Origin of the sequence: Anabaena sp. CCY 9910 (assembly GCF_963920875.1) — a bacterium.
Taxonomy (GTDB): Bacteria; Cyanobacteriota; Cyanobacteriia; order Cyanobacteriales; family Nostocaceae; genus Trichormus; species Trichormus variabilis.
The window spans coordinates 58,534-72,062 of record NZ_CAWUDJ010000007.1 but is presented as its reverse complement, the minus strand read 5'-3'; the positions used below and the strand labels follow the sequence as shown (position 1 = coordinate 72,062).

The 13,529-nt window shown below is 38.9% G+C and carries 7 protein-coding genes; all 7 read left to right on the top strand.

Annotated elements, in window-relative coordinates:
• Nucleotides 1-49 precede the first annotated feature (49 nt).
• Genes ACM5QX_RS08135 through ACM5QX_RS08105 form a run of 7 tightly spaced genes read left to right on the top strand, consistent with a single transcriptional unit; the run spans nt 50 to nt 13,507 of the window.
• Nucleotides 50-3,331, top strand: coding sequence for a non-ribosomal peptide synthetase (locus tag ACM5QX_RS08135; protein ID WP_414752445.1), 3,282 nt, complete (start codon nt 50-52; stop codon nt 3,329-3,331).
• Complete coding sequence (locus tag ACM5QX_RS08130; protein ID WP_414752446.1) at nt 3,328-7,638, top strand: amino acid adenylation domain-containing protein; 4,311 nt, start codon at nt 3,328-3,330, stop codon at nt 7,636-7,638. Before ACM5QX_RS08135 ends, ACM5QX_RS08130 begins: the two co-directional genes overlap by 4 nt.
• Nucleotides 7,586-9,022 carry an oligosaccharide flippase family protein gene (locus ACM5QX_RS08125; protein WP_414752447.1) on the top strand — a complete coding sequence of 479 codons (1,437 nt, stop codon included), beginning with the start codon at nt 7,586-7,588 and terminating at the stop codon, nt 9,020-9,022. The genes ACM5QX_RS08130 and ACM5QX_RS08125 overlap by 53 nt, the downstream gene beginning before the upstream one ends.
• Nucleotides 9,019-10,038 (top strand): glycosyltransferase family 2 protein, encoded by a 1,020-nt coding sequence (locus ACM5QX_RS08120; protein WP_414752448.1) that lies wholly within the window; start codon nt 9,019-9,021, stop codon nt 10,036-10,038. The genes ACM5QX_RS08125 and ACM5QX_RS08120 overlap by 4 nt, the downstream gene beginning before the upstream one ends.
• A gap of 7 nt (nt 10,039-10,045) precedes the next feature.
• Entirely contained in the window at nt 10,046-11,050 is a 1,005-nt protein-coding gene (locus ACM5QX_RS08115) for a methyltransferase domain-containing protein (protein ID WP_414752449.1), read from the top strand.
• Nucleotides 11,051-11,084: 34 nt separating this feature from the next.
• On the top strand, nt 11,085-12,209 hold the full coding sequence (locus tag ACM5QX_RS08110) for a glycosyltransferase family 4 protein (protein WP_414752450.1): 1,125 nt from the start codon (nt 11,085-11,087) through the stop codon (nt 12,207-12,209).
• On the top strand, nt 12,110-13,507 hold the full coding sequence (locus tag ACM5QX_RS08105) for an O-antigen ligase family protein (protein WP_414752451.1): 1,398 nt from the start codon (nt 12,110-12,112) through the stop codon (nt 13,505-13,507). Before ACM5QX_RS08110 ends, ACM5QX_RS08105 begins: the two co-directional genes overlap by 100 nt.
• Nucleotides 13,508-13,529 lie beyond the last annotated feature (22 nt).

Genomic DNA, 13,529 nt, shown 5'->3' with positions numbered 1-13,529 from the left:
CAACTTGAAATTTATTAGCCTACTCTCATAGCAAGAGTTACGATGTTTTATGAAAATATTACCTATAGAAAATCAAACTGAATTGACCGCTATTGATTTCGATCCATTTGCAGATGGTGAATTATTATTAACTGCCCCTGCTACCGAATCTCAAAAAGAAATTTGGGCATCTGTACAGATGGGGAGTGCTGCTAATTGTGCTTATAACGAATCCCAATCCCTAAACTTAAAAGGACAATTCAATTTAGAAGCTTTTCAATCTGCTATCCAACAGCTAGTTCAACGTCATGAGGCTTTACGAACAACCTTTAGTACTAATGGTAGTACACTCTGTATTGTGGCTTCGTTACTAATTGATATTCCTTTTATTGATGTTTCTAATTTAGAGGTTCAAGAGAGAGAAATAAAAGTAGCTGAAATCTTACAGCGAGAAGTAGGACAACCTTTTGATTTAGAACATGGCCCACTATTTCGAGCAAAAATAATTAAATTGCATCCCCAAGAACATTTAGTTACTTTAACTGCCCATCATATTATTTGTGATGGTTGGTCTTGGGGGGTACTGATGCCTGATTTGGGTCAGATATATTCTGATTTGCTGCAAGGGATAACGCCTGATTTAGAAGAGCCAGACAAATTTAGTGAATACGCTATTTTACAGGAAGAAGAAGAACAAACATCAGAAGCGATCGCCACAGAACAATATTGGTTAGAGCAATTTTCTGACTCAGTACCCGTAGTAGACTTTCCTACAGATCGTCCCCGTCCACCACTGAGGACTTTTAACGCTGCCCGTGAAGACTGGCAATTAAAACCCGAACTAGTTACCCACCTCAAACAACTAGGAACAAAATTTGGTTGTAGCTTTATGACAACTATTTTGGCAGGGTTTGAAGTTTGGCTACATCGCTTGACAGGGCAAAAAGATTTAGTTGTCGGTATTCCCGCCGCCGGACAAGCTGCCTCAGGACAGTATAATCTTGTGGGGCATTGTGTAAATTTATTACCACTGCGGACTCAGATAGATAGCCAAAAATCTTTTAGTCACTACTTACAAACTAGACGTTCCACCATCTTAGATGCCTACGATCATCAACAATTTACCTTTGGTGGCCTAGTCAAAAAACTGTCACTGCCACGGGATTCTAGCCGGATTCCTTTAGTGCCAATTACATTCAATATTGATCAAGGATTGGATAGTGATAAATTACCCTTCGCTGGATTGGAAGTAGAATTTTTCTCTAATCCTCGCTCATTTGAAAATTTTGAACTGTTTATCAACGCTACAGAATTGCGTGGTCAACTGACACTGGAATGTCAGTACAACACTAATTTATTTGATGCTGATACTATCCGCCGTCGCCTGGCAGAGTTGGAAACCTTGCTATTGGGTATAGTGTCTAACCCCGATCAAATTATTGCTAAGTTGCCCATCTTACCAGCCGTTGAGCAACAGTTATTAGCAGTATGGAACCAGACTCAAACTGACTATCCCCAAGATAAATCCATACACCAGTTATTTGCGGAACAGGTAGAGCGCACCCCCGATGCTGTGGCCTTGATATTTCAAGAGCAACAACTTACTTATCGAGAATTAAATATTCGAGCCAATAAATTGGCGCAATATCTGCAAACACTAGGAGTAGGGGCAGACGTTCTGGTGGGTATCTGCGTTGAGCGTTCCTTAGAAATGGTGGTTGGTCTTTTAGGCATCCTAAAAGCAGGTGGCGCTTATGTACCACTAGATCCTGGTTATCCACCAGAACGCCTGGCTTTCATGCTGGCAGACACCCAGATTCAATTATTATTGACTCAAAAACATCTAGTTGAAAAGCTACCTACCCACACTGCAACATTAATTTGTCTAGATACCGACGGGGATACGATCAACCAAACAACAGTAGAAAATCCCGTTAGTAACGTCACAGCCAATAACTTGGCTTATGTGATGTACACATCTGGTTCTACAGGTCAGCCCAAAGGTGTCAGTGTTATTCATCAAGGCGTAGTTAGATTAGTCAAAGAAGCTAACTATGTCAGCCTCACCGATAAAGAAGTATTTCTGCAAATTAGCCCCATCTCTTTCGACGCTTCAACTTTTGAAATTTGGGGTTGTTTGCTCAACGGTGGAAAACTAGTAATATTCCCTCCAAACACACCATCTTTAGACGAATTAGAGCATATTATTCAACAACACCAGGTAACAACTCTGTGGTTAACGGCTGGGTTATTTCATCTGATAGTCGATGAAAAAATTGATGCGTTAAAACCCTTACGTCAACTATTAGCAGGTGGTGATGTTTTATCAGTTTCCCACGTCCAGAAATTCCTTAGCACAGTAGAGAACTGTAAATTAATTAATGGTTATGGACCAACGGAAAACACAACTTTTACTTGCTGTTATGACATCACAGCACCACTAAAACCAGGGGCTTCTATTCCTATTGGTCGCCCGATCGCCAATAGCCAAGTTTATATATTAGACTCTCATTTACAACCAGTTCCCATTGGGGTCACAGGTGAACTGTACATTGGTGGGGATGGTCTAGCGCGAGAATATTTCCATCGCCCTGATTTAACTGCTGAGAGATTTATTCTTCATCCTTTTAGCTCAGATCCTCAATCACGCTTATATAAAAGTGGTGATTTGGCACGCTATTTACCCGATGGCGAGATTGAATACCTGGGTCGGATTGATAATCAGGTAAAAGTCAGTGGTTTCCGCATAGAATTGGGTGAAATTGAAATCGCATTTTTGCAACATCCAGCAGTCAAAGAAGCTGTTGTAGTTGTTAGAGAAGATACTCCTGGAGAGAAACTCTTAGTTGGTTATTTTGTTGCAGAAACTGGTCAAGATAACTTGTCAATCATCTCGGAATTACGTCAATTTTTAAAACAACAACTCCCAGAATATATGGTGCCAAAGGTTTTTATGGCACTGGAAGCTTTACCACTAAATGCTAACGGCAAAGTTGATCGCCGAGTACTACCAAAACCTGATTCTTCTCGTCCAGAATTAGAAGCAAATTATGTCGCACCGCGCACTCCCATTGAGCAACAAATTGCTGACATCTGGATGCAGGTTCTCAATATCAAACGGGTGGGAATTTACGACAACTTTTTTGAACTGGGTGGATATTCTCTAGTAGGCATCCAAGTCATCTCTCGACTGCGCCAAGCCCTGCAAGTAGAAATCTTGATGTCCAACTTATTTGAACTACCAACCGTGGCAGATTTAGCAGAACGAGTAGAGACTCTGCGTTGGGCAACTCAGAACGTTCAAGCTACTGGAGTTGAAACCGCAGATGATTACGAGGAAGGTGAGCTATGAAAACATTGGATGAACTCCTATCTGAGCTACGTCAGCGAAATGTGCAGCTTTGGCTGGAAGGCGATCGCCTACGCTATCGGGTAGCAAAAGACAGCCTCACCCCAGAACTGCTAACAGAGTTAAAGTCTCAAAAAGCGGAAATCATTGACTTTCTGCGGCGAATTACCACAGTAGCCAGTTCTCAAATTCCTCCAATCGTATCCTGTGAACGGAACGGCAGCTTACCACTTTCTTTTGGTCAACAAAGGTTATGGTTTCTCCATCAGTTTGAACCTGATAGTTCCTCAAATAATATGCCAGTGGTGGTGCGTTTTACAGGCAACCTCAACGTTACCATCCTCGAAGAAAGCATTAACGAAGTCGTCCGTCGTCATGAAGTTTTGCGGACAACTTTCCCCGCCGTCAATGGAAAAGCTACTCTACTCATCGCTCCTGATATTTCTTTACAATTGCCAATAATTGATTTGCAGTCAGTATCAGATGAAGAACGGGAGGCTGAGGCTTACCGATTAGCAACTAATGAAGCTCATCGACCCTTTGACTTGGCTAACGGCCCCATCTTGCGAGTCTTACTGCTCAGGTTGAGCGAACAAGAGCATCTGCTAATTTGGAATATGCACTGCATAGTTTGTGATGGGGCTTCATCTGATGTGTTTTATCAGGACTTGACCACCATCTACAAAGCTTTGGCAGAGGGAAAAGCATCTCCATTATCTCCTTTACCACTACAGTATGCTGATTTTGCTCACTGGCAACATCAGTGGCTACAAGGAGAGGTTTTAGAGTCCCAAGTAAATTACTGGAAGCAAAAACTAGAGGGCAGTTTACCTATTATTCAATTACCTTACGATCGCCCTCGTCCTGCTGGCGCGCAGACTTATCGGGGCGATCGCTCCGCCCTACTGCTACCAAAATCTCTGAATTATGCCCTAACAGAATTGAGTCAAAAGTGGGGTGTAACTCTCTTTATGACTCTACTGACGGTGTTTGAGCTACTACTCTACCGTTATTCTGGGCAAGAAGACCTGCTTATTAGCTTTGCCAGTGCTGGTCGGGGGCAGGTGGAAACCGAAAGACTCATTGGATTTTTTTCTAATACTCTTGTCTTGCGGAGTGACTTGGCAGGTAACCCAACTTTCCGCCAATTGTTGGGTCGGGTACGTAAGGATTGCTTAGAAGCTTATGCCCACCAAGACCTACCCTTTGAACGGTTAATTGAAGAACTCAGACCAGAGCAACGCAATCGCGGCACCTCATCACTATTTCAGGTGAAATTTTCCCTCAATCCCCCTTGGTCGAATGGTCGTGGCATGGCATCGGTGGAGTTGCCTGATTTGAAGATTACTTCCCTGTTTGGTTACATCTATCATGGCAAGACCAAATATGATTTGACATTGGTGTTACGGGAACAGGATAACGGACTGGGCATGGTATTTGACTACAATGCAGATATGTTTGAGTCCAGTACCATAGAAAGGATGTTGGGACACTTCCAGAATTTACTTGAAGGTATTGTAGCTAATCCAGATTGTCCGATTTCCGAATTAACTTTGTTAACACAGCCAGAGCAGCATCAGCTTTTAGTTGAGTGGAATCATCGCCAAACTGCGGATATCAAAGATGTTTGCATTCATCAATTATTTGAGGCTCAAGTCCAACGCACTCCCCATAATATTGCTGTAATTGAGCATAATCAACAACTAACTTATCAAGAACTCAACGAACGTGCCAATCAATTAGCTCATTATTTGCAGACATTAGGGGTAGGTGCAGGGATATGTGTTGGTTTATATTTAGAGCCATCCCTGGAAATGATTGTCGGATTGCTGGGTATTTGCAAGGCCGGAGGAACATACATACCAATCACCCCAACATCCCACCAGGATGCTCTAGCTTTCATCTTAAATGATGCTCATGTATCTTTATTGTTAACTAAAAAGTCCTGGTCTGAGAAACTACCTGAGTGCGAATCCAGCATTATTTGTTTGGATAGTGATGAAGAAGCGATCGCCCCCCACAGTCGGCAAAATTTAGTCACTCAGGTAACATCTGGGAATCTCGCCTGTGTAATATATACACTCAATCCGATAAATAAACCCGACGGGATCGCCATGAGCCACAGCAATTTAGTTAATCATGCTGTAGCTATTCATCAACTTTGGGAAGTGAGCGCAGGCGATCGCATCCTAGTGTTTTCTGGTATCAGTAGCGATACAACTATCGAATCACTATTCCCCTGTTGGATGAATGGTGCTAGTGCAGTTATTCAGCCCCAAACCACCCAAAACTCAATCACAAATTTCTTTTCGTTCATCGCCCAACAGCAGATTACAGTTCTCAATTTACCTACTTTCTTTTGGTATAAAATACTGAGAAAAATATCAAACTCTCAAGCACCTTTACTTGAAAGCTTACGCTTGGTAATGGTTGGCGGCGAAAAAGTCTCACGTACTGCTTATGAAAGTTGGATAGAACTGGTCGGGAAACAAACACGCTGGCTCAATGCCTATGGCTCAATCGCCACAACGTTCACTGCCACAGTTTACGATCCACAAACAGCTAGTAGTGAAACAGAAATTCTCATCGGTCAACCCATAGCCAATACTCAAATATACATTCTCGATCAACTATTGCAACCTGTACCCGTTGGCGCTCCTGGAGAAATCTACATCAGTGGTGTTGGTGTCGCTAAAGGCTACTTCAGACGCACTGATTTGACATCTGAGAGATTTATCCCTCATCCCTTCAGTGACAATACTCATGAACAATTGTATAAAACTGGAGATTTAGCCCGCTACCTACCAGATGGCAATATTGAATATTTGGGACGCACTGACAACCAAGTGAAAATATGTGGTGTCTGTGTTGATTTAGAACAAATAGAAGCTCTACTTCATCAACATCAAGCCATAACTCAAGTCGTGGTTATTGCTACTGAAGTAACTTCTGGCGAAAAGCAGCTAGTAGCTTACCTCGTCACTCAACCAGAACAAACTCCTACAATTGATGATTTACAAACTTTTCTCTCACAAAAAATTCCCCATTACTGGATTCCTTCAGACTTTATTTTCCTAGAATCTCTACCTGTCAATACCAACGGGCAAGTCAATCGTGGCGCTCTCCCAGAGCCTAATTTCATCAAACAAAAATCAGGAGCTAATTTTGTAGCTCCTCGCAATCAGCTAGAAATAGAGTTAACGAAAATTTGGGAAAATGTTTTAGGTAAACATCCAATAGGATTAAAAGACAACTTTTTCGGGTTGGGAGGACATTCACTTTTAGCACTACGAATGTTTTCTCAGATTGAAACTATTTTTGGTAAAAATCTCCCCCTAGCTATCCTCTTTCAAGCACCGACAATTCAGCAATTATCTGACATTTTGCAACAGGAAGGATGCTCAACTTCATGGTCTTCACTTGTTCCTATCCAACTCAATGGATCTAAGCCACCTTTATTTCTAATTCATCCAATTGGTGGTAACGTTTTAGAGTATTCTACCCTTGCTCGTTATTTAGGTGAAGAACAACCCATTTATGGACTACAGTCCTTGGGATTAGATGGTAAGCAAGCTCCTCTGAACCGAGTTGAAGACATGGCTAACGCCTATCTTCAAGAAATACGTAGCATTCAACCTAATGGGCCATATTTCATTGCAGGTTATTCCTTTGGTGGATTAGTAGCCTATGAAATGGCACAACAACTATACACTCAAGGACAAAAAATAGGACTCTTAGCCTTATTAGATACAAGCTGTCCTAACTTACAGATAACTCGTCCATCATTGACTAAATTTGTCCGAGTTCATGTAAATAATCTTTGGAAACTTCAACCCCAAGAGAAGTTGATTTATATCCGCAATTGGTTGAAGTGGTATTTAAAAAATAAAAATACCAGAGATGTTTTAATTCAAGATTGGCAAGAAGTTTTGGAAAACTCTCATATTGTCAATGTTATAGATGCTAACGTACAAGCTTATGAAAATTACACAGCTCAACCGTATGCAGGAGCAATGACTTTATTTCGCTCTAGCATACAGCCAGTGAAATTGTCAGACAATATTGATTTGGGATGGCATGATTTAGTCACGGGAGGTTTAGAGATTCATCATCTTACTGGAGATCACAGCAGGTTACTCAAAGAACCCCACGTCCAAAAATTGACAGAACAATTGCAAATCTGTTTAGAGCGATCGCTAACAGACAATACTTTGCTTTCTGATGATTTAAATAAATTTCAACAAAGGCTGATTTCTCATGTCGGGACAACGCAAACTAGTAGTCAATTCTCTATCAATGTTAGTAAATAAGTTAACACAAGGGATTACAACCTTTGTATTAACTGCGGCTATAGCTCGTAATCTCGGCGCTTCCTCCTTAGGGCAATATCTTTTGGCTCTCAGCTATTACTACATTTTTGTGAATCTTATATCTCAAGGTTTTAAGACCTTGTTTACTAGAGAAATAGCTCGTGAGCCAGAATTAACATCAGAATACCTAGTAAGCGGTACTTTATTACAGTTTGTTTTTAGCATTATTGGTTATTTAGCCCTAGTTGTTGTAGTATTTTTACTACCATATAATGCCGATACTTCATTCATTTGTTACGTTATGGGCTTGACTATTGTACCTTTTGCCCTTTCCAACATCACGGAGGCAATTTTTCAAGCTCAAGAAAAAATGCACTTAATTGCTATTTCTACTGTACCAGTTTATATTCTCCGTTTACTGGTGATGATCTGGGCGATTCAGCTAAATTATGGAGTTGAGTATATTGCCGGAATTTTACTATTTTCTGAATGTTTGATTTTGGTAATTGAATGGTTATTATTGACTCAGATAATTAAACCTAAATGGCGCATTAAGCAAGATTTTATCTGGAAAACTATCAAAGCAGCCCGCACGTTTGTTGCTATTGAAGGGATAGGTATTATTTCGAGCAAATTAAATCTACTTATTTTATCTATTTTAGGTAGTGAAGTCTTAGTTGGCATTTATGGGGCAGTCATACAGCTTTTACAGCCCTTTATTCTTGTTTCTAGTAGTATAGCTTTGGCTGCTTTCCCTAGTATGTCCAAAGCTGTTGCTATAGATAGAAATCAACAACGCAAAGTGGCAGAAGATGTAATTAACATCTTACTTTGCATGAGTTTACCGTTCTTTGTAGGGATTTTATTATTCTCTCATGACTTATTATCCTTGGTATACAAAGATCAAGGTATTACAGAAGCAGCAACAACCTTAAAACTAGTTTCTTTTGCACTGATTTCAACTAGCTTTTCGGGAATATTTGGCTATTTATTGATAGCAAATAGCTTTGAAAGATTTAACTTAATAGAAGCAGTATTAACTACTTTAGTAGGAGGTGTATCAGGTATTGTTTTAATTGGTCAATATCAATTATTGGGTGCTGCCTTGATGAGTCTGTTTATGAGTTATACTAATTTGTCTTTTTTCGGATACATCATCTATCGCCGTCTATTCTCCCTAAATTTTCGGCGAGTTTTAATCCGTCCTTCGTTGATTACCACTTTTATGACTGCTATTTTTTTCTTACTTAAAGCAACTAATTTGAATTTTGCATGGATTTTAATTTTTGCATTTTCCATCTATATTATGCTAATCTCCTTGTTGGCTGTTCGTCAATTTGGAGGCTTTAATTCTGTCTACAAAAAAATTCTTAGTAAAGGGTGAATTTTAAAATATATCAAGAAAATATTTATATGAAACCTGATATATCCGTAATTATTCCTGCATACAATACAGAGGTCTATATTGCCAAAGCAGTAGAATCTGTTTTATTCCAAACCTGGAACAATTTTGAACTAATTGTGGTAGATGATGCCTCCACAGATTGCACAGTAGATGTAATTAAAAGTTTTACAGACCAACGAATCAAATTATTTGTAAACTCCAAAAATACTGGCGCAAGTGGTGCGCGTAACCGCGCTCTTCAGGTGGCTCAGGGTAAATGGATTGCTGTTCTGGATGCAGATGATTGGTATGCACCAGAGCGATTAGAAAAACTATGGCAAGTAGCAACTTCAGAGAATGCTGACATTGTTGCTGATGATTTATATCTTGTACAAGATGGTCAAGATTTTCCGTGGAGTACAGCCATTCGTGAAAGTGGAGAAATAATTAATAACTTAAAAATAATTGATCCAGTATATTTTGTAAAAACAGATGTCTACGGCAAAAAAGGCTTGCGTCTTGGTCTTTCCAAGCCTATGTTTAGAAGAGATTTCCTCATCAAAAATCATATCAAATATGATGAAAATCTCTTAGTAGGGGAAGATTTCTGGTTGGATATGCAGTGTTTAGTTATGGGAGCTAAATTTGTTCTCGTCCCACAGCCATATTATTACTATCGTTGCCGTCAAGGTTCCTTAGTATCTTCTAATCAGAAAAAAACTCTTGAGTTATATTGTAAAAAAGTGCAAGAGTTCATCAAAGAACAGAATTTAGTCTATCAAAATCCTCAGTTAGTACAAGCTTTATCTCATAATCTTGCAGTGTTACAAAAAAATCTAGCTTATCATCGAGTTGTTGAACCAATTAAGAAGAAATTATGGCTATCTGCTTTGCACGAAATTTTCAATTATCCTTATTTTTTTATACATCTTTCTATGAAAATTCCAGGTATAATTAAACGCAGAGTTAAGTACTATATATTACAAGATAAATCAGCATTTAGAATTTATAATTAATAATAATATGAAAGCTAGAAATTCTAAATTTGCTAATAGTCAAAATACAAATATACAAGTTAAATTCGCTAAGTTAATCATGAAGAGATTTGGAAATTTCCCTATCTCACCTGATATCTATGTAGGAGAATTAGAAGAAGTTTTCAATCATTCTATTTTTGTCAACGGTACACATCATAAGAGGAAAGAAATTATGCTTCATTCCTCCCAAAGTAGTTATGAAAGTGAAAAAGCCTATTCTTTATGTAATTATTTTGGCAAAGACCTAACTCCCTATTTAGAAAATAAAAATGTCCTAGACTTGGGCTGTTTTAATGGAGGCAGAGGTATAGCCTGGTTTGAGAAATTTAACATGGCATCAATTACTGGAATTGATGTCAAACATGAATATATTGATGCAGCAATGCAATTTGCTGGATTGAAAAACATAAATGCTAAATATTTACTAGCTAAAGGAGAGGAACTACCTTTTGCTGATAAAACTTTTGATGCAATTGTGGCCTTTAACGTTATGGAACATCTCCAAAATGTAGAAAAAACTCTGATTCAATGCGATCGGGTTCTGGGTTCAAATGGAGTTTTATGTGTTGTTTTTCCCGGTTACTATCACCCTACAGGACACCATCTAGACTTGGTGACAAAAATCCCCTTCATACATTACCTTTTTAAGGGTGAAATTTTGATGCAAGCGTATTATGAAATTTTGCAAGAGCGTGGTGAAGAAGCTCATTGGTATTATCGTCATTCATCAGAATTGAAATCATGGGAAAAATGTAATACCATTAATGGTACTACAGTTGCTAAATTTCAAAAAATAATCAAGACACAAAACTGGCAAATAGTCCTAAAAACTTGTAAGCCAATTGGTAACGTTGGCAGAAATATTTCTCAAAATGAAATAATCAATTTAGCCTCAATTCTTCTATATCCTTTGGCATCAATGCCAATCTTACAAGAATTATTTCTACATCGAATCACGTATATTTTGCGAAAACATACAGACGAGAAATAAGAAATTTTATTGAAAATATTACAATTTAACGAAAATGGGTAAGCATCGAATTAAAGTCGTTTTATTACATTTTGCTTTTAGTGAATATACCATTCAATTGGCAAATAGTTTAGTTAAATATGTTGATTTAATACTGATTCATTCAGAAGAAATATATAGTCAATGCAAAGATGTTCTTAATCCTCATATTCGAGTAATTCAAATTAAAAAACCCCGCATTCGTGATCCTCGCAACATTAAGGTGATAACAGCAATGATGCGAATGATTCGAGAGATAAACCCTGATGTACTCCATGTCCAAGAAACTAACGATCCTTGGTATGATTTAACTCTGTTATTCAGTAAAATGCCGCCTCTGGTAACTACAATTCATGACATATATCGTCACCCAGGCGATCGCGATTTAACACCGGGCGCTGAATATACTCGCAGAATAGCTTTCTACCGTTCCCAACAACTAATTGTCCACTCCCAGTCACTTCAAGATATCCTCATCACACAGTTCCGCTTACCTCAACAGCGAATTAACGTCCTACCTCACGGAGAGTTAGGTAGTTTGTTTCAAAGTTGGTCAAGTGGTCAAATAGCACCTCGTGAGCCTCATACATTACTATTTTTCGGGCGTATCTGGCCATACAAGGGTCTAAAATACTTGCTGCAAGCTATCCCCTTAGTTGCAGAACACATCCCCGGAGTCAAACTTATCATTGCTGGACGGGGAGAAAATGTCAGTGAATTATTGCAGGATGCAGACAAAAAACACTACGAAATTCTCAATAACTTTATCCCTACCGGAAATGTCGCCAATTTATTTCAACGAAGTGCGGCTGTTGTTCTACCTTACATTGAATCTTCACAGAGCGGTGTAGCAGCGATCGCCTATGCGATGGGTACTCCTGTAATTGCTTCTAATATTGGCGGTTTGAGGGAAATAGTCCGACATGAACAAGACGGACTGCTAGTACCACCGTGTGATGTCCAGTCTCTTGCAGATGCAATCATTCAGCTATTAAGTGACTCTCACTTACAACGTCAGATGCAAATCGCCGCATTAGAGCGTTGTCAACAAGACTTGAACTGGTCAAACATTGCAGATCAAACAATCGAAGTTTACCACCAAGCGATCGCCGCCAAGAGTACATCTTTGATGACCAAATGAAAAAATATCTCCTATTTGCAGAAAAAGCTTTTACAGTTCTGTCTCTACTCCATTATTCAGGCGCTCCTCTGGTTGTGATTCTGTCAGGGGGAGCAAGTGAAGGTGACGATTCAATTGCAGCTCCTGATTTTGCCTTAATTCAATTCATATTTTTAATCATTTACTTCATTACCTTCGCCTTACTCGTTGTGCGTTGGAAAAAAGTAATTCAATTAATTAATAAAGATTGGTATATATGGCTTTTACTCCTAGTAGCTATATTTTCTATATTTTGGTCTGATGTACCTGCAATGACACAAAGTCGCGTCATCGCTTTATCAGGTACACTTTTATTTCCCCTTTACTTAGCCAGTCGCTACACATTAAAAGAACAATTACAGTTACTAGCATGGACTTTTGGCATAGCGATCGTAGGTAGTTTTTTATTCGCCTTCGGTTTAAGAAACTATGGTCGTATGGCTGGAGTGCATTTCGGCACATGGCGAGGAATATATAACCATAAAAACGTTCTTGGGAAAGTTATGGCTCCCAGTGCTATGGTGTTTTTACTTCTGGCTCTTCAACCAGAAAAAAAGCGTTGGCTATTTTGGGGAGGGTTTATAGCATCGCTCTGGCTAATTATTGCTTCAAAAGCATCATCACCTTTTATAAATGTTATTACTTTAAGTCTTTCATTATTTTTATTTCGGATTTTAAGGTGGCGATATAACTTTATGATCCCCGCGTTAGTGGGAATCACAACATTAAGTACTATTGCATATATATTAATGACTACTAATGCTGAAGCCATAGCAGCATTATTAGGCAAAGATTTAACACTCACTGGACGAACTAATTTTTGGCCTTTGATCATCGATAAAATAGCCGAACGTCCTTGGTTTGGTTATGGATATGGTGCATTCTGGCTAGGATGGACTGGTCCTTCCGCCGATATTTGGTACTCCTCTGGCTGGAAACCACCAAATAGCCACAATGGTTACTTAGACCTTTGCCTTGAATTGGGATTAGTAGGCTTATCACTATATGTAATTGATTATTTACAAGGTCTACTCAGGGCATTAGCTTATGTGAGGTCAGTTAAAACATCAGATGGATTTTGGCCAGCAGTCTTTCTTGTGTATGTTGTGTTATCAAATCTCACAGAAAGTACATTGCTTATCCAAAATAATTTCTTTTTTGTGATTCAAGTTTCCATATTACTATCACTAAGAATATGTGAAGAACAAAAAACAACTCCTTCCAAAATCAAGCATAAAAAGAAGATTAATTACTCACAAAAAAAACACAAAATGCTGTAATATTTTTGTGTTTTTACTACCT

Excerpts from the sequence above, each read along its gene's own strand:
- ACM5QX_RS08125 (WP_414752447.1), top strand. The coding sequence starts at position 7,586 with ATGTCGGGACAACGCAAACTAGTAGTCAATTCTCTATCAATGTTAGTA.
- ACM5QX_RS08110 (WP_414752450.1), top strand. The coding sequence starts at position 11,085 with ATGGGTAAGCATCGAATTAAAGTCGTTTTATTACATTTTGCTTTTAGT.
- ACM5QX_RS08135 (WP_414752445.1), top strand. The coding sequence starts at position 50 with ATGAAAATATTACCTATAGAAAATCAAACTGAATTGACCGCTATTGAT.
- ACM5QX_RS08115 (WP_414752449.1), top strand. The coding sequence starts at position 10,046 with ATGAAAGCTAGAAATTCTAAATTTGCTAATAGTCAAAATACAAATATA.
- ACM5QX_RS08130 (WP_414752446.1), top strand. The coding sequence starts at position 3,328 with ATGAAAACATTGGATGAACTCCTATCTGAGCTACGTCAGCGAAATGTG.